The sequence below is a fragment of the Enterobacter cloacae complex sp. P42RS genome (assembly GCF_014930595.1).
GTDB lineage: Bacteria > Pseudomonadota > Gammaproteobacteria > Enterobacterales > Enterobacteriaceae > Enterobacter > Enterobacter bugandensis.
Genome location: NZ_JADBRK010000007.1, coordinates 49,028 through 71,618, shown reverse-complemented (window position 1 = coordinate 71,618; position 22,591 = coordinate 49,028). Strand labels below are relative to the sequence as shown.

At 57.0% G+C, this 22,591-nt stretch carries 17 protein-coding genes; 7 read left to right on the top strand and 10 right to left on the bottom strand.

Annotation, left to right across the window (positions count from 1 at the left end; genetic code table 11):
• The first annotated feature begins 42 nt into the window (after positions 1 to 42).
• Both IM314_RS11540 and IM314_RS11535 read left to right on the top strand, forming a co-directional pair.
• Positions 43 to 546, top strand: a complete 504-nt coding sequence (locus tag IM314_RS11540) for a GNAT family N-acetyltransferase (RefSeq protein WP_059354185.1) — start codon at positions 43 to 45, stop codon at positions 544 to 546.
• Positions 547 to 629: 83 nt separating this feature from the next.
• A complete protein-coding gene (locus IM314_RS11535) occupies positions 630 to 1,649 on the top strand; it encodes an NAD(P)-dependent alcohol dehydrogenase (protein ID WP_028014580.1) in 1,020 nt (339 codons plus the stop codon).
• A 46-nt stretch (positions 1,650 to 1,695) separates the two neighbouring features.
• On the opposite strand, the gene IM314_RS11530 is transcribed toward IM314_RS11535, so the two are convergent.
• Positions 1,696 to 3,333: a dihydroxyacetone kinase subunit DhaK gene (locus IM314_RS11530; RefSeq protein WP_048999213.1), complete on the bottom strand. Its 1,638-nt coding sequence runs from the start codon at positions 3,331 to 3,333 to the stop codon at positions 1,696 to 1,698.
• Positions 3,334 to 3,470: 137 nt separating this feature from the next.
• Here IM314_RS11530 and IM314_RS11525 point away from each other — a divergent pair, with 137 nt between their 5' ends.
• Positions 3,471 to 4,973, top strand: coding sequence for a helicase HerA-like C-terminal domain-containing protein (locus IM314_RS11525; RefSeq protein ID WP_041907858.1), 1,503 nt, complete (start codon positions 3,471 to 3,473; stop codon positions 4,971 to 4,973).
• Here the strand turns inward: IM314_RS11525 and IM314_RS11520 are convergent.
• Positions 4,953 to 5,894: a TIGR01212 family radical SAM protein gene (locus tag IM314_RS11520; RefSeq protein WP_127336335.1), complete on the bottom strand. Its 942-nt coding sequence runs from the start codon at positions 5,892 to 5,894 to the stop codon at positions 4,953 to 4,955. The two genes, IM314_RS11525 and IM314_RS11520, sit on opposite strands and share 21 nt — an antisense overlap.
• A gap of 687 nt (positions 5,895 to 6,581) precedes the next feature.
• Here IM314_RS11520 and gltB point away from each other — a divergent pair.
• The 4 genes from gltB to IM314_RS11500 all read left to right on the top strand — a co-directional run bounded on the left by gltB (position 6,582) and on the right by IM314_RS11500 (position 15,179).
• Positions 6,582 to 11,042 (top strand): glutamate synthase large subunit, encoded by a 4,461-nt coding sequence (gltB, locus tag IM314_RS11515; RefSeq protein ID WP_059354182.1) that lies wholly within the window; start codon positions 6,582 to 6,584, stop codon positions 11,040 to 11,042.
• 9 nt (positions 11,043 to 11,051) lie between these two features.
• Complete coding sequence (gltD, locus tag IM314_RS11510) at positions 11,052 to 12,470, top strand: glutamate synthase subunit GltD (RefSeq protein WP_041907852.1); 1,419 nt, start codon at positions 11,052 to 11,054, stop codon at positions 12,468 to 12,470.
• Between the two features lie 188 nt (positions 12,471 to 12,658).
• Positions 12,659 to 13,909 (top strand): cytosine permease, encoded by a 1,251-nt coding sequence (gene codB, locus IM314_RS11505; RefSeq protein ID WP_060572033.1) that lies wholly within the window; start codon positions 12,659 to 12,661, stop codon positions 13,907 to 13,909.
• Positions 13,899 to 15,179, top strand: coding sequence for a cytosine deaminase (locus IM314_RS11500; protein ID WP_045630740.1), 1,281 nt, complete (start codon positions 13,899 to 13,901; stop codon positions 15,177 to 15,179). The genes codB and IM314_RS11500 overlap by 11 nt, the downstream gene beginning before the upstream one ends.
• 90 nt (positions 15,180 to 15,269) lie before the next feature.
• Here IM314_RS11500 and IM314_RS11495 read toward each other — a convergent pair whose 3' ends face one another.
• The 8 genes from IM314_RS11495 to zapE form a co-directional block, all read right to left on the bottom strand.
• Positions 15,270 to 16,760 carry an MFS transporter gene (locus tag IM314_RS11495; protein ID WP_048999219.1) on the bottom strand — a complete coding sequence of 497 codons (1,491 nt, stop codon included), beginning with the start codon at positions 16,758 to 16,760 and terminating at the stop codon, positions 15,270 to 15,272.
• Positions 16,761 to 16,823: 63 nt separating this feature from the next.
• Complete coding sequence (gene nanA / locus IM314_RS11490; RefSeq protein WP_193359018.1) at positions 16,824 to 17,717, bottom strand: N-acetylneuraminate lyase; 894 nt, start codon at positions 17,715 to 17,717, stop codon at positions 16,824 to 16,826.
• A gap of 122 nt (positions 17,718 to 17,839) precedes the next feature.
• Positions 17,840 to 18,622: a transcriptional regulator NanR gene (gene nanR / locus IM314_RS11485; protein ID WP_193359019.1), complete on the bottom strand. Its 783-nt coding sequence runs from the start codon at positions 18,620 to 18,622 to the stop codon at positions 17,840 to 17,842.
• Positions 18,623 to 18,724: 102 nt separating this feature from the next.
• Positions 18,725 to 19,225: a ClpXP protease specificity-enhancing factor gene (gene sspB, locus IM314_RS11480; protein WP_028014588.1), complete on the bottom strand. Its 501-nt coding sequence runs from the start codon at positions 19,223 to 19,225 to the stop codon at positions 18,725 to 18,727.
• 5 nt (positions 19,226 to 19,230) lie between these two features.
• Complete coding sequence (sspA, locus tag IM314_RS11475) at positions 19,231 to 19,869, bottom strand: stringent starvation protein SspA (RefSeq protein WP_193359020.1); 639 nt, start codon at positions 19,867 to 19,869, stop codon at positions 19,231 to 19,233.
• Positions 19,870 to 20,176: 307 nt separating this feature from the next.
• On the bottom strand, positions 20,177 to 20,569 hold the full coding sequence (gene rpsI / locus IM314_RS11470; protein WP_003860436.1) for a 30S ribosomal protein S9: 393 nt from the start codon (positions 20,567 to 20,569) through the stop codon (positions 20,177 to 20,179).
• A 15-nt stretch (positions 20,570 to 20,584) separates the two neighbouring features.
• Entirely contained in the window at positions 20,585 to 21,013 is a 429-nt protein-coding gene (gene rplM, locus IM314_RS11465; RefSeq protein WP_006178824.1) for a 50S ribosomal protein L13, read from the bottom strand.
• Between the two features lie 292 nt (positions 21,014 to 21,305).
• On the bottom strand, positions 21,306 to 22,430 hold the full coding sequence (gene zapE, locus IM314_RS11460; protein WP_045630743.1) for a cell division protein ZapE: 1,125 nt from the start codon (positions 22,428 to 22,430) through the stop codon (positions 21,306 to 21,308).
• Between the last annotated feature and the right edge of the window lie 161 nt (positions 22,431 to 22,591).

Sequence of the window (22,591 nt, the reverse complement as noted above, 5' to 3'; positions counted from 1 at the left end):
ATTAACAGCAACTGTGTGTCAATTTTTGTAATGAGTAATGCTATGAGCGTGATTACCCCCGTCGCGACGACGATGCGTCGGATCACTGAGCAGGACAATCCGGCTATCGCCGCCGTTATCCGTACGGTTTCTGCCGAATATGGCCTGACGGCTGATAAAGGCTACACGGTTGCCGACCCGAATCTGGACGAGCTGTTCCAGTTGTACAACCAGCCGGGCCATGCCTACTGGGTCATTGAGCAGGACGGCCAGGTTGTGGGCGGCGGCGGCGTTGCACCGCTGAGCTGCAGCGAGCCGGATATCTGTGAGCTGCAGAAAATGTATTTCCTGCCGTCGGTTCGTGGACAGGGTCTGGCGAAAAAGCTGGCGCTGGTCGCCCTGGAGCACGCGCGCAATCAGGGTTTTAAACGCTGCTACCTCGAAACCACCGCCTTCCTCAAAGAGGCCATCGGCCTGTATGAACATCTGGGCTTTGAGCATATCGATGCGCCGCTGGGCTGCACGGGCCACGTTGACTGCGAAGTCAGAATGCTGAAAAGTCTGTAAGTTTCGTTCCTGCCCCCTTCTGTTAAGCGGCTGTAAACTGAATGCTCTACACTCTCAGTTCACACCACAACGGGGGAAACACGATGTCGAAGATAAAAAGCTACGCCGCACCGCAGGCGGGTGCGGAACTTGAGCTGTACGAGTACGATGCGGGCGAACTAAAAGCAGAAGACGTCGAAGTACAGGTTGATTACTGCGGGGTCTGCCACTCAGATCTCTCGATGATCGACAACGAATGGGGCTTCTCCAGCTATCCGCTGGTTGCCGGGCACGAAGTGATTGGCCGCGTCGTCGCGCTCGGCAGCGCCGCGCAGGACAAAGGGCTGAAGGTTGGCCAGCGCGTGGGCATTGGCTGGACAGCACGCAGCTGCGGCCACTGCGACGCCTGTATCAGCGGCAACCAGATCAACTGCCTTGAAGGCGCAGTGCCCACCATCCTGAACAAGGGCGGTTTCGCCGATAAGCTGCGCGCCGACTGGCAATGGGTCATCCCGCTGCCGGACAGCATTGATATTGAATCTGCTGGTCCACTGCTGTGCGGCGGGATCACCGTCTTTAAACCGCTGCTGATGCACCACGTCACCGCCACCAGCCGCGTGGGCGTGATCGGTATAGGCGGTCTGGGCCACATCGCCATCAAGCTGCTGCACGCGATGGGCTGTGAAGTGACGGCGTTTAGCTCGAACCCGGCGAAGGAGAAAGAAGTGCTGGCAATGGGCGCGGACAAAGTCGTGAACAGCCGCGATCCGGACGCGCTGAACGCGCTGGCTGGGCAGTTTGACCTGATCATCAACACCGTGAACGTCGATCTCAACTGGCAGCCGTACTTTGAAGCGCTTGCCTACGGCGGTAACTTCCACACCGTGGGTGCGGTGATGAAGCCGCTGCCGGTTCCGGCCTTTACCCTGATCGGCGGGGATCGCAGCGTGTCAGGCTCCGCGACCGGTACGCCATACGAGCTGCGCAAGCTGATGAAGTTTGCCGGCCGCACCAAAGTGACGCCGACCACCGAGCTGTATCCAATGTCGAAAATTAACGAAGCCATCCAGCACGTGCGCGACGGCAAAGCCCGCTACCGCGTGGTGCTGAAAGCGGATTTCTGATGTGAGTTTGCCGGGTGGCGGCTTCGCCTGACCCGGCCTACTTTTGCTACTGCGCCAATGTATTAAACACTTCCGCCACCGCGACCGCTCCCGGGTCCATTACCCCATCCAGATTCTCTTTATTCACATACGATGAGCGCCCTGCTCCGGCTTTCGCCATTTTCGCCGTTGCCTCCGCTCCCTGCTGCGCAGCCTGCGCTGCCGCCTGAAGATCTTTTTTCTTCAAGGCTTCCAGCGCCGGTTGCAGCGCATCGATCAGCGTACGATCGCCGAGATCTGCCCCGCCATACTGCTTCATCTGCGCCAGTCCGCTCAGCAATGCTTCAGGTAGCGGCTGTCCATCGTGAAGCTTTTGCCCCGCCGCCGTGAAGAAGATCGACATGAGTACACCGCTCGATCCGCCCATCACCGTGGCCAGTCGTTCCCCCACAAGCAACAGCAGCTTAGGTACGTCATTCAGCGGGAGAGTGTTTTCTTCCAGGCGCTGCGCAATATCCCGTGCACCTTGCGCAAACGTAGAGCCGGTATCGCCATCGCCCACTTTGGCATCCAGCGCATTCAGGCGGTTTTCAAGCTGTATGAGCGTCTTCGTCACCTGTGAAACAGACTCCTTCACCTGCGGATTGTCGGACGCGGCATATTCCACGCTATCGTGAATAGCGCTTTGCGGAACGGTACGCAGAGGGGCAAACGCCACAGGCTTCTGCCAGCCCAGCGTCTCGACCTCGGCGTGAATCGCCTTTTCAAAGTAATCGTTGAGCTTTAGCAGCGTCAGAGAAAAGCCCTTCATATCCAGCGCGCTCACCAGCGGCGCAGGGCCAATCAGGTACGCAATATTCTCTTTCAGCGCTGAATGTGCCAGCTCTTTGGTGAGCAGAGCCATCTCCAGCGCGGACACGCCGCCGAGGTTGTTGATCAGCACCGCGAAACGTCCCTCGCCCGCCTGCGCTTTGAGCGGCGACACCAGCGTGTCGATAATCGCTTTACTGTTTTGCGTATCAACCACCGAGGCACCCGGCTCCCCGTGGATCCCCAGCCCCAGCTCGACATGGCCCTGCTTGATGCGCCCCTCTTCATCGTCGCTGCCCGGCAGGTTGCAGGTTTGCATCGCAACGCCCAGGCTCCAGAGGTTATCGCAGGCCTGCTGCGCAATATCCCGCACCTCGCTCAGCGATTTTCCTTGCTCCGCTGCATAGCCCGCAATCTTGTGCACCAGCGCCGTGCCGGCAATGCCGCGCGGCTGCTTGTTGTCGGGCAGCGCGATATCGTCCGCCACAATCACCATCTCGACCTTCAGGCCGTAGCGTTTGGCCTTTTCTGCCGCCAGGCCAAAGTTAAGCCGGTCACCGGTATAGTTTTTGACGATCAGCAGGCAGCCGCGATCGCCCGTCACCGCCACAATAGCGTTCAGCACCGCATCCACGCTCGGGGAGGCGAACAGATCGCCACACACTGCCGCCGTCAGCATGCCTTTACCGACAAATCCGGCGTGCGCCGGTTCGTGCCCGGAGCCACCGCCGGAGATCACCGCCACGCGGCTTTTATCCCAGTCGCCGCGGGCGACAACCCTGATAGCTGGATCGATATCAAGTTTGACGAGATTCGCATGTGGCGCAGAAAGCAGTATGCCTTCAATGGCGTCATTGACCAGCTGTTTGCGATCGTTAAAGAAGAATCTGGACATTGTTTTCCACTATTTTATGAACCGTATGCAAAAGCATAGTCCGCGCTGGACAATGCGCCGCAAAGTCAGCAATTTACTCAACCATTTTGCCGTCAGGTTGCCTATACTCCACCCAGGACCAAGAGAGGAAGCGCATCATGAGTACACCATTGTTAATTGCCCGGACGCTGGAAAAAGAGCTGTATCTACTGCCCGCGATGGCGAACCGCCACGGTCTGATTACCGGCGCCACTGGCACAGGGAAAACAGTCACTCTCCAGAAGCTGGCGGAGTCACTTTCAGAGATTGGCGTGCCGGTCTTTATGGCTGACGTGAAGGGCGATTTAACCGGTGTGGCTCAGGAAGGTACAGCGTCAGAAAAACTGCTCGAGCGTCTGAAAAATATCGGTATCACGGACTGGACGCCACACGGCAACCCGGTGGTGGTCTGGGACATCTTCGGTGAGAAAGGCCACCCGGTACGCGCCACCGTTTCCGATCTCGGCCCGCTGCTGCTGGCCCGCCTGCTCAACCTCAACGACGTGCAGTCCGGGGTGCTGAATATTATCTTCCGTATCGCCGACGATCAGGGGTTGCTGCTGCTTGATTTCAAAGATCTGCGCGCCATCACCCAGTATATCGGCGATAACGCCAAATCTTTCCAGAACCAGTACGGCAATATCAGCAGCGCCTCTGTCGGTGCCATTCAGCGTGGGCTACTGACGCTGGAGCAGCAGGGCGCCGAACACTTCTTCGGCGAGCCGATGCTGGATATTAAAGACTGGATGCGCACCGACAGCAGTGGCAAAGGCATCATCAACATTCTGAGTTCAGAGAAGCTCTACCAGATGCCAAAGCTTTACGCCGCCAGCCTGCTGTGGATGCTCTCCGAACTGTACGAGCAGTTACCGGAAGCGGGCGATCTGGAAAAACCCAAACTGGTCTTCTTCTTTGACGAAGCACACCTGCTGTTTAACGACGCGCCGCAGGTGCTGCTGGATAAAATTGAACAGGTTATCCGCCTGATCCGCTCCAAAGGGGTCGGCGTCTGGTTTGTGTCGCAAAACCCGTCGGATATTCCTGACAATGTGCTGGGCCAGCTTGGTAACCGCGTGCAGCACGCCCTGCGCGCCTTTACGCCGAAGGATCAGAAAGCGGTGAAAGCCGCCGCGCAAACCATGCGTGCCAATCCGGCCTTTGATACCGAAGCCGCGATTCAGGCGCTGGGCACCGGTGAAGCGCTGATTTCGTTCCTTGATGCCAAGGGCAGCCCGTCCGTAGTGGAACGCGCAATGGTGATCGCGCCCTGCTCGCGCATGGGGCCGGTTACCGACGATGAACGTAACAGCCTGATTAATCACTCCCCGGTGTACGGCAAGTATGAAGACGAGGTGGATCGGGAGTCTGCGTTCGAGATGCTGCAAAAAGGGGTACAGGCAACCACCGAATCGCAGGATGCTCCACCCGCTAAGGGCCAGTCAGTCGCAGTGGATGACGGCATTCTCGGCGGGCTAAAAGACATTTTGTTTGGCACAACCGGACCGCGCGGCGGCAAGCGCGACGGCGTGGTACAGACCATGGCGAAAAGCGCCGCGCGGCAGGTTACTAATCAGATTGTGCGCGGCATGCTGGGGAGTCTGCTAGGCGGCCGCCGTCGGTAGACGGGGAACCCACGGACGGCCCAGCGCCGAACCCTGTACGCCGTTTTCCTGAAGATAGCGGTCGATTTCCACCATCCCCGTCCACCGGTTCTCGCACCAGAGCGGTGCCAGAAGCGTTGGACGGCGGGCGCTGGCGGAGATGCGGTGGTAGACAATCTCCGGCGGCGTGTGGCGAATCATCTCTCCCGCCGTCACCGTATAGTCGTCGAGCTCGATACTGCTTAACCGCCCGGCTTCCCAGGCTTTCGCCATTATGCTTCCCTTCACGATATGCAGCGGGTGCAGCTTAATGCCGTCTACGCCGGTTTCCACGACTTTTTCCAGCGTCTCCAGGCCATGCTGCTGCCCTTCTCCGGGCAAGCCGACAATCAAATGCGAACAGACTTTCAGGCCACGCTCGCGGGCGAGACGCGTGGTGCGCTGGTAGCAGGCGAAATCATGCCCGCGATTGATACGGTGCAGGGTTTTATCGTGCGCGGTCTGCAGGCCCAGCTCCAGCCAGATCTCATAGCCCTTCTCTCTGTACTCGCTAAGTAAATCCAGCACCGCCTCCGGTACGCAGTCCGGGCGCGTACCCACGCACAGCCCGACAATGTTCGCCTGAGCAACCGCCTGCTGGTACATGGAACGCAGCACCTGCACCTCCGCCCACGTGCTGGTGTAGGCCTGGAAATAGGCCAGATACTGCTTCGCGCGGTTCACCAGGCTGGCCTGATGGGCGAGCTGTTCCGCGATGGATTTATGCTGCTGGGCTTCGTCAGCAAACGACGCAACGTTACAGAAGGTGCAGCCGCCGCGCCCGATGGTGCCGTCGCGGTTCGGGCAGCTAAAGCCGCCGTGCAGCGTCAGCTTATGCACCTTTTGACCGTACCGCTGCAAAAGATCCCCACCAAACATATTGACTAATTTCTGTAACTGCATAATCTGATAGACCGTCCCGAAGAAAGGGGACAAGCCTGCCATTTTTAGCCTCTGTCGGCGATGACCTGGATCAATCGCCCTGGACGGCCTTTATCTATTTGAATAAATAATCACGATTACCGAGATTTCATTCACCCGCCACGTAATTACTTTTCCTTATGTTCTGATGGTTTTTTTCATTTATAGCGCCAGGACTGAAAAACAGTGATTTTATGTGGGTTCGAAGACTGCGCCAGATTATTATTCTGCCATAAATCCGCATTTCAGCATGCTGCATCAATAATACCGCTTTCATATAGTGAGTCAGATCACACTCCCCTGCACCTTCCTGCCGCTTTCAGTGGTTGTAAAATTAGTCAAATAACCAATAAAAACAAAATGATAATTACGCTTTAGCACATTTTTGTATAAATAAGATTGCCATTTGACCTGTGTACCAATTCCCGATAAGTTGGAAATCCGCTGGAAGCTTTCTGGATGAGCGGCCTGCTCATCATATTTATGCAGTAATTGAGATTCCCTCTGAAGCAAGTCCTCAAACTTGTTTACCTGCGCGAAAGGATGAAAAAGAGGGCGAATGCGAGGTCCGCGTATGAAACGCTAACCCCGTCGCCATGCTCTTTCTGCGCCTGTGCGCCACGGTAAAGTTCAGTGGGAAGCCCGACGAGCCTGGGGAGGTTCACTGATATGTTGTACGATAAATCCCTTGAGAAGGATAACTGTGGTTTCGGCCTGATCGCCCACATAGAAGGCGAACCTAGCCACAAGGTAGTGCGTACCGCTATTCACGCACTGGCCCGTATGCAGCACCGTGGCGCCATCCTGGCCGATGGTAAAACCGGCGACGGTTGCGGCCTGCTGCTGCAAAAACCGGATCGTTTCTTCCGCATCGTGGCGGAAGAGCGCGGCTGGCGTTTAGCCAAAAACTACGCTGTCGGCATGCTGTTCCTGAATCAGGATCCTGAAAAGGCTGCCGCCTCACGCCGCATCGTTGAAGAAGAACTTCAGCGCGAAACCCTGTCGATTGTCGGCTGGCGCGATGTGCCAACCAACGAAGGGGTGCTCGGTGAAATCGCCCTCTCCTCGCTGCCTCGTATTGAACAGATTTTCGTTAATGCGCCTGCGGGCTGGCGTCCGCGTGATATGGAACGCCGTCTGTTTATCGCCCGCCGTCGCATTGAAAAACGTCTCCAGGACGATAAAGAGTTCTACGTCTGTAGCCTCTCCAACCTGGTGAACATCTATAAAGGTCTGTGTATGCCGGCTGACCTGCCGCGCTTCTACCTGGACCTGGCGGACCTGCGTCTGGAATCGGCCATTTGCCTGTTCCACCAGCGCTTCTCCACCAATACCGTTCCACGCTGGCCGCTGGCTCAGCCGTTCCGCTACCTGGCGCACAACGGCGAGATCAACACCATCACCGGTAACCGCCAGTGGGCCCGCGCCCGTACCTATAAGTTCCAGACGCCGCTGATCCCTGACCTGCACGATGCCGCGCCGTTCGTGAACGAAACCGGCTCTGACTCCAGCTCAATGGATAACATGCTGGAACTGCTGCTGGCAGGCGGAATGGACATCGTGCGCGCCATGCGTCTGCTTGTGCCACCGGCCTGGCAGAACAACCCGGATATGGACCCCGAGCTGCGCGCGTTCTTCGACTTTAACTCCATGCACATGGAGCCGTGGGACGGTCCGGCAGGTATCGTGATGTCCGACGGTCGCTTCGCTGCGTGTAACCTGGACCGTAACGGTCTGCGTCCGGCGCGCTACGTCATCACCAAAGATAAACTCATCACCTGCGCCTCTGAAGTGGGGATCTGGGATTACCAGCCTGACGAAGTGGTCGAGAAAGGCCGCGTCGGTCCGGGCGAGCTGATGGTGATCGATACCCGCGGCGGCCGTATTCTGCACTCTGCGGAAACCGATAACGATCTGAAAAGCCGCCATCCGTATAAAGAGTGGATGGCGAAAAACGTCCGTCGCCTGGTGCCGTTCGAAGATCTGTCTGACGACGAAGTGGGCAGCCGCGAGATGGACGACGATACCCTCGCAAGCTTCCAGAAGCAGTTTAACTACAGCGCGGAAGAGCTGGACTCGGTTATTCGCGTGCTCGGCGAAAACGGCCAGGAAGCGGTCGGCTCGATGGGTGACGATACCCCGTTCGCCGTGCTCTCCAGCCAGCCGCGCATTATTTACGACTATTTCCGTCAGCAGTTTGCGCAGGTGACCAACCCGCCAATCGATCCGCTGCGTGAAGCCCACGTGATGTCGCTGGCCACCAGCATCGGTCGCGAGATGAACGTCTTCTGCGAAGCCGAAGGCCAGGCGCACCGTCTGACCTTTAAATCGCCGATCCTGCTGTACTCTGATTTTAAACAGCTCACCACCATGACCGAGGAGCACTACCGCGCCGACACGCTCGATATCACCTTCGACGTGACCGAAACGAGCCTCGAAGAGACGGTGAATGCGCTGTGCGACAAAGCCGAGCAGATGGTGCGTAACGGCACCGTTCTGCTGGTGCTGTCTGACCGTAACATTGCGAAAAACCGTCTGCCGGTGCCTGCGCCAATGGCGGTGGGGGCTATCCAGACGCGTCTGGTCGACAAGAGCCTGCGCTGCGATGCCAACATCATTGTGGAAACCGCCAGCGCCCGCGATCCGCACCACTTTGCCGTGCTGTTAGGCTTTGGTGCGACGGCGATCTACCCGTACCTGGCCTACGAAACGCTGGCCCGCCTGGTAGACACCCGCGCCATCGACAAAGATTACCGCACGGTGATGCTGAACTACCGTAACGGCATCAACAAAGGCCTGTACAAGATCATGTCCAAAATGGGCATCTCGACCATTGCCTCTTACCGCTGCTCGAAGCTGTTTGAAGCGGTCGGCCTGCACGACGACGTCGCCAACCTCTGCTTCCAGGGCGTGGTCAGCCGTATCGGCGGGGCAGGTTTTGCTGACTTCCAGCAGGATCTGGTGAACCTGTCGAAGCGCGCCTGGCTGGCACGTAAGCCGCTGGAACAGGGCGGCCTGCTGAAATACGTTCACGGCGGCGAATATCACGCCTACAACCCGGACGTGGTGCGCACGCTGCAACAGGCGGTACAGAGCGGCGAGTACAGCGATTATCAGCAGTATGCCGAGCTGGTGAACAACCGTCCGGCAGCGACGCTGCGCGACCTTATTGCCCTCAATCCGGGCGATGAAGCGGTCAGCGTTGACGAAGTTGAGCCTGCATCCGAACTGTTCAAACGCTTCGATACCGCGGCGATGTCCATCGGCGCGCTGAGCCCGGAAGCGCACGAAGCGCTGGCGGAAGCCATGAACAGCATCGGCGGCAACTCCAACTCCGGCGAGGGCGGTGAAGATCCGGCCCGTTACGGCACCAACAAAGTGTCGCGCATCAAGCAGGTGGCGTCCGGCCGCTTTGGCGTAACCCCTGCCTACCTGGTTAACGCCGATGTGATCCAGATTAAGGTCGCTCAGGGTGCAAAACCGGGCGAAGGCGGTCAGCTGCCGGGTGATAAAGTCACCCCGTACATCGCCAAACTGCGCTACTCGGTGCCGGGCGTGACGCTGATTTCCCCGCCGCCGCACCACGATATCTACTCTATCGAGGATCTGGCGCAGCTCATTTTCGACCTGAAGCAGGTCAACCCGAAAGCGATGATCTCCGTGAAGCTGGTTTCCGAGCCGGGCGTCGGCACCATCGCCACCGGCGTGGCGAAAGCCTATGCGGATCTGATCACCATTGCCGGCTACGACGGCGGTACCGGCGCAAGCCCGCTCTCCTCCGTGAAATACGCGGGCTGCCCGTGGGAGCTTGGCCTGGTGGAAACCCAGCAGGCGCTGGTGGCTAACGGCCTGCGTCACAAGATCCGTTTGCAGGTGGACGGCGGTCTGAAAACCGGCCTCGACATCATCAAGGCGGCGATTCTGGGTGCGGAAAGCTTCGGCTTCGGTACCGGCCCGATGGTTGCGCTCGGCTGTAAATACCTGCGTATTTGCCACCTGAACAACTGCGCAACCGGCGTTGCAACCCAGGACGAGAAGCTGCGTAAGAATCACTATCACGGCCTGCCGTTCAAGGTGACCAACTACTTTGAGTTCATCGCCCGCGAAACCCGCGAGCTGATGGCGCAGCTGGGCGTGAAGCGTCTGGTAGACCTGATTGGCCGCACCGATCTGCTGAAAGAGCTGGAAGGCTTCACCGCTAAGCAGCAGAAGCTGGAGTTGAGTAAGCTGCTGGAAACCGCGCAGCCGCATCCTGGCAAAGCGGTTTACTGCACCGAGAACAACCCGCCGTTCGATAACGGCGTGCTGAACGCGCAGCTGCTGCAACAGGCGAAGCCGTATGTGGACGACAAGCAGAGCAAAACGTTCTGGTTTGATATCCGCAACACCGACCGTTCTGTCGGCGCGTCCCTCTCCGGCTACATCGCGCAAACGCACGGTGACCAGGGGCTGGCGTCGGATCCGATTACCGCGCACTTCAGCGGTACCGCGGGCCAGAGCTTCGGCGTGTGGAATGCCGGCGGCGTTGAGCTTTACCTGACCGGCGATGCCAACGACTACGTCGGCAAAGGCATGGCGGGCGGTCTGCTGGCGGTGCGTCCTCCGGTCGGTTCAGCCTTCCGCAGTCATGAAGCCAGCATCATCGGCAACACCTGTCTGTACGGTGCGACCGGCGGTCGTCTGTTTGCCGCGGGCCGTGCGGGCGAGCGTTTTGCGGTGCGTAACTCCGGTGCCATCACCGTGGTGGAAGGCATCGGCGATAACGGCTGCGAATACATGACGGGCGGAATTGTGTGCGTCCTGGGTAAAACCGGCGTGAACTTTGGCGCCGGCATGACGGGCGGTTTTGCCTACGTGCTGGATGAAGACGGTGAGTTCCGCAAGCGCGTGAACCCGGAACTGGTGGAAGTGCTGGACGTTGATTCGCTGGCCATTCATGAAGAACATCTGCGCGGTTTGATTACCGAACACGTGCAGCATACCGGTTCTTCGCGCGGCGAAGAGATCCTGGCGAACTGGCCAGCGTTCTCGGCGAAATTCGCGCTGGTTAAGCCGAAGTCCAGCGATGTTAAAGCCCTGTTGGGTCACCGTAGTCGTAGCGCAGCAGAGCTGCGCGTGCAGGCGCAGTAAGGAATTCAGATGAGCCAGAACGTATACCAGTTTATCGACCTGCAGCGTGTTGATCCGCCAAAGAAACCGCTGAAGATCCGTAAAATTGAATTTGTTGAAATCTATGAGCCGTTTTCAGAAGGCCAGGCCAAAGCACAGGCAGACCGCTGCCTGTCCTGCGGTAACCCTTACTGCGAATGGAAATGTCCGGTCCATAACTACATTCCGAACTGGCTGAAGCTGGCCAACGAAGGGCGTATTTTTGAAGCCGCCGAGCTGTCTCACCAGACCAATACCCTGCCGGAAGTGTGCGGTCGCGTGTGTCCTCAGGATCGCCTGTGCGAAGGCTCCTGTACGCTGAACGACGAGTTTGGTGCGGTGACCATCGGCAACATCGAACGCTATATCAACGATAAAGCGTTCGAGATGGGCTGGCGTCCGGATATGACCGGCGTGAAGCAAACCGACAAGCGCGTGGCAATCGTCGGCGCGGGTCCGGCAGGCCTCGCCTGTGCCGACGTGCTGACACGCAACGGCGTGAAGGCGGTGGTTTTTGACCGTCACCCGGAAATCGGCGGTCTGCTGACCTTCGGTATCCCGGCCTTCAAGCTGGAAAAAGAGGTGATGACCCGCCGCCGTGAAATCTTCACCGGCATGGGCATTGAGTTCAAACTCAACACCGAAGTGGGCCGCGACGTGCAGCTCGACGATCTGCTGAAGGATTACGACGCCGTGTTCCTGGGCGTGGGTACCTATCAGTCCATGCGCGGTGGTCTGGAAAACGAAGACGCGCCGGGCGTTTACGACGCGCTGCCGTTCCTGATTGCTAACACCAAACAGCTGATGGGCTACGGAGAAACTGCCGACGAGCCGTTTGTCAGCATGGAAGGTAAACGCGTTGTCGTGCTGGGCGGCGGTGATACCGCGATGGACTGCGTGCGTACGTCCATTCGTCAGAACGCGGCGCACGTCATCTGTGCTTACCGTCGTGACGAAGAGAACATGCCCGGCTCTAAGCGCGAAGTAAAAAACGCGCGTGAAGAGGGCGTGGAGTTCCAGTTCAACATCCAGCCTCTGGGCATTGAAGTGAACGCCAACGGTAAGGTAAGCGGCGTGAAGATGGCGCGTACGGAGATGGGTGCGCCGGATGCGAAAGGCCGTCGTCGCGCGGAGATCGTGGCTGGCTCTGAGCACGTGATCCCTGCCGACGCCGTGGTGATGGCGTTTGGTTTCCGCCCTCACAGCATGGAGTGGCTGGCGAAGCACAGCGTAGAGCTGGACTCACAGGGCCGCGTGATTGCGCCGGAAGGCAGCGACAACGCCTTCCAGACCAGCAACCCGAAAATCTTCGCCGGTGGCGATATCGTTCGCGGTTCAGACCTGGTGGTTACCGCGATTGCCGAAGGGCGTAAAGCGGCTGACGGGATCATGAACTTCCTGGAAGTGTAAGCCCCTCTGACTCCCCGGCAGAAGCATAAAGCGGAACGCCGGGGAGCCTGTTTTCAGTAACCTCCCCTTCTGTTAACGATACCCATTTCCCCACAAATGCAGTGTAAACCCCGGACGTAAACGTTTGCATTGATGAAAAAAATGGATATTATGCGGCGGATTTTTTGGCCAAAATTCAAGGAGGCGTTGTGTCGCAAGATAACAATTATAGCCAGGGCCCCGTCCCTCTGGCGGCGCGGAAAGGCGTGGTTCCACTCACTTTTGTGATGTTAGGGTTAACGTTTTTTTCCGCCAGTATGTGGACCGGAGGCACGCTCGGTACCGGTCTTTCCTATAATGATTTCTTCCTCGCAGTTCTCTTCGGCAATCTCCTCCTCGGTATTTACACTGCTTTTCTTGGCTACATTGGCGCAAAAACCGGCCTCTCAACCCATCTTCTTGCGCGTTACTCGTTCGGTATAAAAGGTTCCTGGCTTCCCTCCATGCTTTTAGGCGGTACGCAGGTAGGATGGTTTGGCGTCGGCGTAGCGATGTTTGCCATCCCGGTGAGTAAAGCCACGGGCATCGACGTGAACGTCCTGATTGCGGTTTCCGGCCTGTTGATGACGTTGACCATTTTTTTTGGCATCTCAGCACTGACGATTTTATCCATCATCGCCGTACCCGCTATCGTCATCCTGGGTAGCTACTCCGTCTGGCTGGCGGTGGACGGCGTGGGAGGGTTGGACCACCTCAAATCCATTGTGCCGCAGACGCCGCTCAACTTTTCCAGCGCGCTGGCGCTGGTTGTAGGTTCGTTTATCAGCGCAGGCACGCTGACCGCCGACTTCGTCCGCTTTGGCCGCAATGCTAAAGGTGCCGTTCTGGTGGCGATGGTGGCATTTTTCCTCGGCAACTCGCTGATGTTTATCTTCGGTGCGGCAGGCGCTGCCGCCGTAGGACAGGCCGATATTTCTGACGTGATGATCGCCCAGGGACTGCTGCTGCCGGCGATTATCGTTCTCGGCCTGAATATCTGGACCACCAATGACAATGCGCTATACGCCTCTGGTCTGGGTTTCGCCAATATTACTGGCCTTTCCAGCCGTACGCTGTCGGTGGTGAATGGCATTATCGGTACGCTGTGCGCGCTGTGGCTATACAACAACTTCGTTGGCTGGCTGACCTTTCTGTCGGCAGCGATTCCGCCGATTGGCGGGGTGATTATCGCCGACTACCTGATAAATCGCCGCCGCTATGCCAGCTTCGCCCCCGCAAATTTTGTGTCCGTTAACTGGATTGCCATTTTCTCGGTCGCCCTGGGCGTTGCTGCCGGGCATTATATTCCGGGAATTGTCCCCGTTAACGCAGTATTGGGTGGCGTCTTCAGCTATTTGGTGTTAAACCCATTCGCCAAACGTACCCTTGCCAATCCTTCGGAGGCTTCCCATGCAGAATAATTCCCTCACTATCCGTCAGGCCCGTTTGCAGGGGCAGGAGGGTTTATGGCAAATCACGATTGAGAATGGACGCTTCAGCCGTATCGATCCTCAGGAAACCGCCTCTGCGCCAGTCGGTCAGGTGCTGGACGCCGAATGCGGGCTGGTTATCCCTCCTTTCATCGAACCGCATATCCATCTGGATACAACGCAAACGGCGGGTGAACCGAACTGGAACCAGTCAGGCACCCTTTTCGAGGGAATCGAGCGCTGGGCCGAACGTAAGGCGATGCTCACCCACGAAGACGTTAAAGCTCGCGCGATGCAAACCCTGAAGTGGCAGATCGCCAACGGCATTCAGTACGTACGTACACATGTTGACGTCTCGGACCCCACGCTTACGGCACTGAAAGCCATGCTGGAGGTGAAGCAGGAAGTCGCCCCGTGGGTCGATATGCAAATTGTGGCATTCCCGCAGGAAGGCATTCTTTCTTATCCGAACGGTGAAGCACTGCTTGAGGAAGCCGTGCGTTTAGGGGCGGATGTCATCGGCGCAATTCCGCACTTTGAATTTACGCGTGAATATGGCGTGGAGTCGCTGCATAAAACGTTTTCCCTGGCCAGAAAGTACGACCGCCTGATCGATGTCCACTGTGACGAAATTGATGATGAACAATCGCGCTTCGTTGAAACCGTTGCCGCCCTGGCACATCGTGACGGAATGGGTTCGCGCGTGACCGCCAGCCATACCACGGCAATGCACTCCTATAATGGCGCGTATACGTCCCGGCTGTTCCGCCTTTTAAAAATGTCAGGCATTAACTTCGTGGCAAACCCGCTGGTTAACACGCATTTGCAGGGCCGTTTCGATACCTATCCCAAACGCCGCGGCATTACACGCGTCAAAGAAATGCTGGAAGCGGAGATCAACGTCTGCTTCGGCCATGACGACGTTTTCGATCCGTGGTATCCGCTGGGAACCGCGAATATGCTTCAGGTTCTGCATATGGGGCTGCACGTCTGCCAACTGATGGGCTACGGGCAAATAAACGATGGGCTTAACCTGATCACTACCCACAGCGCGAAAACGCTTAATTTGCAGGACTATGGTGTGCGCGTTGGGAATTCAGCAAACCTGGTGATCCTCCCGGCAGAGAATGGGTTTGATGCCGTTCGTCGCCAGACGCCGGCACGATACTCTGTTCGCCACGGCAAGGTGATTGCCGAGACGGTGCCCAGCCAGACAACCTTGCACCTGACGCAGCCGGAAGCGGTGACGTTTAAGCGCTAATTCTGGGTTGGAAACCGCGTGGCAAACGTCATCGCGTACATAAAGATATCCTCACGGCGGAGCTAACGCCCTGCCGCTTTTTCCAGCGGATTAACTTTTGCTTTTGGCTAAAGCGCTTTTATCGCCGCCAAACGGGACGGCTCCGCTGAAAGGTTTACCGTCGATGGCGTCGTGGGTTCGAATCGCCTCCGGCCGCAGCCAGCGCTGAACGCGGGACGGCATATCCAGTCCAATCAGCAGGATCACCACAAAGGTCAGGCCGAAGGAGAGCGATCCCAGGGCTGTGCCTAGCGCCATATTCTGCGACAGCAGCGCGCCAATCACCGGGGCGATCGCCCCGCCCAGCGCCCCGACGTTATAGGTAAAGCCCAGACCCGCCGCACGCTGGTCGGTGTCGAAATAACCGCCGATAAGTTTCGGTAAGATCCCCGAGATCCCCTGCCCCAGCATCTGCTGGAAAAAGAGCAGCAGGCCCAGCACCCAGACATTTGCGCCACCGATCGCAAAGACGGGAACGATCAGCAGCTGTGAGGCCAGCAGGCTACAGACGTAGGCCTTCCGGGTGCCCAACCAGTCGCCGAGAAAACCACCCACGCAGCAGCCTACAGCCGCGCCGAAGCCGCTAAAGAATAGCACCTTCGCCACCGTTGACGGATCATAGGCCAGGTCGGTTTTCAGATACGTGGGTAATAGCGCCTGAATCGGCCAGGAGTAGAGGAACGCGAAGAGCACGACAACCATCAGCGTGACGCCCGTAGGCCAGCGTTTACCGCTGCTTTGCACCATAAAGCTGATAAACACAATGGCGCACAGCAGGCCGAGAATAACCACCAGCCCGGCGTTGTTGAGTTCGCCGGCAAAGCAGAACCACAGCGCCGTGCCGGCAAACAGCGTCATCGCCATATTGATCAGGCGGTATTTGCCGCGATAAAGAATATCAACCATTGTACGTACCGGCGCCTGACCTTCGTGCTTCGCTTTCCAGTCTTCAGCCTCCGGAATATTTTTCCGCAGCCAAAGGGCAAAGACGATGGGCAGGATGCCGATAAAGAACAGCGCTCGCCAGCCCCAGACGGGCACGACAAGGCTGTAGACCTGGGCCGCAACCACGGCACCGATGGAGAAGCCAGAAATCAGAAAACCACTCGCCTTATTGCGCAGGTGTTTCGGCCAGCTTTCGATGACGTAGGTTGCGCTGGAGCCGTATTCCCCCGCCATCCCCATACCAATCACCATGCGGGCGATAAACAGGGTGACGTAACCCGGCGCAAAACCGCAGGCCAGCGTACCGCAGGAGAAGAGCACGATGCTGGTTATCATTGCCAGCTTGCGGCCATAGCGGTCGCCCATGGCGCCCAGCAGCAGGCCGCCGAACCAGCGCGAAATAAAGGCCGCCGAAATGAGGCTCGCCGCTTCAACGGTCGTGAGGCCAAATTCACTTTTAATTTCTGTCAGGACTAAGGCAATCAGAACAAAATCGAAGCCATCAAGCAGATATCCCAGCCAGGCGGCAGAGAAGGCGCGCCACTGAGGGCGGCTTAGATGACGGTACCACGGGATGCTTTGGGTAGACTTACTCATTTCACTCTCCCGACGATTTCTCTGTCGTTTTGCCGGATGGCGCGTCGCTTATCCGGCAGTGCGTTAGCGTTTTTCCGCCATTAACTGCTCTGCCAGCGCCTTCAGCGCCGGCACGAATTTCTCGTCTACAGGGGCAAACGGTTTACGGCACAGCGGCACGGACACCACGTCCATGTAGTGCAGAACCGTTTTCAGACCACGAAAGACCCCGGCTTTAATCAGCAGGTCGATAACCTTGTTGCATTCGCTTTGCAGGCGCTGTGCGGTGGCGTTATCCCCCTCACGAACCGCGTTGGCGATAGCCCGGTAGCGCCAGCCCATAATGTTGTAGGTGCTGCCGATCCCCCCGTCCGCGCCGGCCAGCAGGCCGGAGGCAAAGATTTCGTCATAGCCGTTGTAGAGCAGCAGATCCGGATGCTCACGGCGGATCTGCTCCATCTGGAACAGATCGCCGGAGGTTTGTTTTAACGCGCCGACGCCGGGCAGCGTCACCAGAGTGTTGATCTGATCCAGGCTTAGCTTCACGCCGCTTAACGCCGGGATGTTGTAGACCACCATCGGCAGACCATCCGCCGAATCAATAATTGCACGGTAATGATCGCAATGTTCTTCAAAGCTAAAGGGGTAATAAAACGGCGTGACGGCGGACACCGCGTCAAAGCCCAGGCGGGCAGCAGCCGTGGCCAGCTGCTGGCTTTCCGCGGTGCTCACGCAGCCAACGTGAGCAATGAGCGTGATTTTTCCTTTCGCCTCCTCCGCCACGATCTCCATCACCTGCTCGCGTTCAGAAAGGCTTTGGACAAAGGCTTCCCCCGTTGAACCGCCGACATAAAGCCCGTCGATGCCCTGCGCAATATTGAACTGCACCAGACGGCGCAGGCTCTCCTTATCCAGCGCCTGCTGTTGCGTAAACGGAGTCAGAAGTGCGGCCATTACGCCGCGGAGTTGCCTTGCCATAGATACCTCAATCATTCGTGTGTTTGTTATAGCGATATACCTTTATACCTGTTATACCAGATCAATTAAGCAGCAGTTGAATACAGAACGCTTATAGTGCGATCTGCTTCACTAAAGGATCGTTACTTTTTAACTTTTGAATGCTGGCCGAAGGCGTGCCAGGTAGCGGAAACGCTGTTGAGGTGAGTTTGCAACGCCCGATCGGCTTCATCGGGATCGCGGCGGCGGATCGCGTCAACGATCGCGATATGCTGGCGATAGCTGGCTTCGTTATGCTGATAAAGCTCAGCGTCCGGCACTGTAGGACGCGCCGCGATTAGCCAGTCGAGCAGCGCAACGTGGATCGCGTTGAAGATTGGGTTGCCGGGGATCTCCGCCAGCACGCGATGAAAATCGACGTCGGAACGAATGAACAGCGCGTTGTCATCCAGGGACTGGCTGTTGATCTCCAGCGCTTTCGTCAGCCGCGCAATCTGAACGTCCGTGGCGTACTCTGCGGCATAACGCACGAGGCTGGATTCAAAGAACAGACGGAGCTGCTCAAAATGGGCAATACCACCGGGCTGGGTCAGAAAATCTTTCGCCATCCCCGACAGCTCGCTGATGATGGTATCGGCAGACGGCAGGGTGACGCGGGCGCGTTCACCGTTGTTAATCTGTACCAGACCTTTACGCTTCAGCGCCGCCAGCGCTTCGCGCACCGAGGGGCGGCCCACGTTGAAGAACGCCATCAGCTCGCGCTCGGAGGGCAGTTGCTCTCCCTGGGCAAATTCCTTCCGGCGGATCATCTGCTCCAGCTCTTCTTCCACCATATCCGACAGCTTTTTGCGCGTCAGCGGACGGCGACGCAGGCTGCGGCCAAGGGTTTCATCTGAGTTTTCAGCGTTACGATCGGTCGGTTTCATTGCAGTCCGGTGCCATTGAAGGAAAACGCTGCATCATAACACAGGAAATTAGAGGGGGCGAAAAGGGGCAGAAAGCAAAACAGGCCCGTCGGGCCTGTTTGTTTATTTCACAACGCGCAGTGCGGGACGACCACCGCGCGGTGGCGGTTCATCATCGGGACCCTCGTCGTCGTCCTGACGATCGGGCTTGTCGCCATCAATCACAGACATTACCGGGTCGCTTTCGCGTTCATCGGATGCCTCATCGTCATTCAGGCTGGCAACCTCTTCATCATACGCCGCTTCCGGCTCGAACATAGTGCCTGCACCGTTTTCACGGGCGTAGATAGCCAGAACCGCAGCCAGCGGAACGGAAACCTGACGCGGCACGCCGCCGAAACGCGCATTAAAGCGCACTTCGTCGTTTGCCAGCTCCAGGTTACCCACTGCACGTGGCGCAATATTCAGTACAATCTGTCCGTCGCGTGCGTATTCCATTGGAACCTGCACGCCCGGCAACGTCACATCCACAACCAGGTGCGGCGTGAGCTGGTTATCCAGCAGCCATTCATAGAAGGCGCGCAGCAGATACGGACGGCGTGGGGTAAGTTGTGACATTTCCACAGTCATTAGCCTCGGCCGAGACGCATTTCACGTTCCGGTTCAGTTAAAGATGCCAGGAAAGAGTCGCGCTCAAAGACGCGAGTCATATAGCCTTTCAGCTCTTTTGCGCCAGGGCCGCTGAACTCAACGCCCAGAATTGGCAGACGCCACAGCAGCGGGGCCAGATAGCAATCCACCAGGCTGAACTCGTCGCTCAGGAAGAACGGTTTCTGACCAAACACAGGGGCAATTGCCAGCAGCTCTTCACGCAGCTGTTTACGCGCAGCGTCGGCTTCTGAAGCGGAGCCGCTGGTAATGACGTTCATCAGTGTGTACCAGTCTTTCTCGATACGCTGCATGTACAGGCGGCTTTCACCACGCGCAACAGGATAAACAGGCATCAGTGGCGGATGCGGGAAACGCTCATCCAGGTATTCCATAATGATACGGGATTCCCACAGGGTCAGCTCGCGATCCACCAGCGTCGGTACGCTTTGGCTCGGGTTGAGATCGATCAGATCCTGAGGCGGGTTATCCTTTTCCACATGCTCGATCTCAAAACTGACACCCTTCTCGGCCAGCACGATACGAACCTGATGGCTATAAATGTCAGTAGGACCAGAAAACAGCGTCATTACCGAACGTTTGTTGGCAGCGACAGCCATGAAAACCTCCAGGTATATTCAGAATTTTTACTGCTACCAGCCCAACGGGGCCAGCCAGATGAAGTATCGCCCATCCCAGAGAAGACACATTGTTCAAGAATCGAACAAAAATCGAGTATTCACCGATATTTGGGCAGAAAATTGGATGATAGTTTACCAGATTTTGATGGCTTTGTGGTGAGGGGATGCCGGAAATGTGGAAAAAGAGAAGATATATGAAATGTTACTGTGGATAACCTGCGCATTATCCATAAAAAAACCCGCCGAAGCGGGTTTTTCGCCAATCGTTCTGCGTAAGCAGAATGGATTAACGTTTGGAGAACTGTGGACGACGACGTGCTTTACGCAGACCCACTTTCTTACGTTCAACCTGACGAGCGTCACGAGTAACGAAGCCAGCTTTACGCAGTTCAGAACGCAGGGATTCGTCGTACTCCATCAGAGCGCGGGTGATACCGTGACGGATCGCACCTGCCTGACCGGAGATACCACCACCTTTAACGGTGATGTACAGATCCAGTTTTTCTACCATATCAACCAGTTCCAGCGGCTGGCGAACTACCATGCGGGCAGTTTCGCGACCGAAGTACTGTTCCAGAGAACGCTGGTTGATTACGATTTTACCACTACCCGGTTTGATGAAAACGCGAGCTGCGGAACTTTTGCGGCGACCAGTGCCGTAGTATTGATTTTCAGCCATTGCCTATAATCCCGATTAGATGTCAAGAACTTGCGGTTGCTGTGCCGCGTGGTTGTGCTCGTTGCCTGCGTAAACTTTCAGTTTACGGAACATAGCACGACCCAGTGGGCCTTTTGGCAGCATGCCTTTAACCGCGATTTCAATCACACGCTCAGGACGGCGGGCAATCATCTCTTCAAAGGTCGCTTCTTTGATACCACCGATGTGGCCGGTGTGGTGGTAGTACACTTTGTCAGTACGCTTGTTGCCGGTAACAGCAACTTTGTCAGCGTTCAGAACGATGATGTAATCACCGGTATCAACGTGCGGAGTGTATTCCGCTTTATGCTTACCGCGCAGGCGACGAGCCAGTTCAGTAGCCAGACGGCCCAGAGTTTTACCGGTCGCGTCAACAACATACCAGTCGCGCTGTACGGTTTCTGGTTTAGCTGTAAAAGTTTTCATTAAAAGCTTACCCAAATAATAAGTTACACGTTGGTGAACACCCAAACGTTTAGTCAGTTGAGGTTCACACGACAAAGTCCGGCAAACCTACCCCTTCGAATAGCACATGCCGACACATAGAAAGTTTCGGGAAAAAAACCTTCTCGTAACGTGGGGTCGCAAGATTATAGAGAAGTTGAGGTCAAAGATCGACCCTTAAATGTGATTTGGAATGGGTTTTTCGGGGGGCGCGTTTGTGCGGTCTGGTGCCCTCACTCCCAGCCCCTCTCCCCGTGGGAGAGAGGAGCATTGATTAGGGCATATGCTCACGCTTGAGATACTCTTCGCTCTGCATCTCTTGCAGGCGCGAGAGGCAGCGCTGGAACTCAAACTTCAGCCGCTCGCCCTGGTAGATCTCATATAAAGGCACCTCGGCGCTGACGACAAGCTTGACGTGGCGCTCGTAAAACTCGTCCACCAGCGCAATGAAGCGCCGCGCTTCGCTCTCCATCAGCCGCGTCATCACCGGCACATCCAGCATCATCACGGTGTGGAACAGGCGCGAAAGCGCAATATAGTCATGCTGGCTGCGGGCATCCACGCAGAGCGTCGCAAAAGAGACCGCCAGCGTCTGGTTTTCTACGCCAAGAGTAGGTAACGGGCGATGGTTAATCTCCAGCGTCGGTGCGTTTTCGCGTTTTGCGCCCGCCAGCGCCAGCCAGAGTTTATCCATCTCGCGAGCGGTATCGGCGTTTAACGGCGAAAGCCACAGGTGCGCCTGCGTTAACGTGCGCAGACGATAATCGACACCGGCATCGACATTCATGATGTCGCAATGCTGTTTGATAGCATCAATGGCCGGCAGGAAACGCGCCCGCTGCAGGCCGTTGCGATAGAGTTCATCCGGCGGGATATTCGACGTGGCAACGAGCGTGATCCCGCGGGCAAACAGCGCTTTCATCAGTCCGCCTAACAGCATGGCGTCGGTAATGTCAGAAACAAAAAACTCATCGAAGCAGAGCACGTCCGTTTCCGCCTTGAACCTGTCAGCCACAATCTCCAGCGGATCGCTTTTGCCCTGCAGCGCTGTCAGCTCTTCATGCACCCGCAGCATAAAGCGATGGAAGTGGAGGCGCTGTTTACGCTCCCCCGGCAGGCTGAGATAAAACAGATCCATCAGCCAGGTTTTTCCGCGACCGACGCCGCCCCACATATATAAACCGCGCACCGGAGCCTGAGTCTGCGGCGCTTTTTTGCCGAGCAGTCGGCCAAACGCCGCTTTGAGCCCACCACTCTGTTCTACTTCAGCAGGTTTTGCCGTGAGCGCCTGATAAATCATCTCCAGACGGTTTACCGCCTCACGTTGAACGTCATCAGGCTGATGAGTACCCTCATTCAGGGCCAGTTGATATCGCGATGCAGGGGACAGGATTTGCATAATCTTATTGTTATTCCTTCAATTAATGCTCATCAGCAGGCGTGACTGATGAAAAAAAGGCCGTTCTACACTACGCGATGATACGTCAGGATTCCACTTCTGCGGAAATAGCGGTTATAGTGGCATTATCAGGCACAGGCAGGAGCCGAGCCAACACCCTA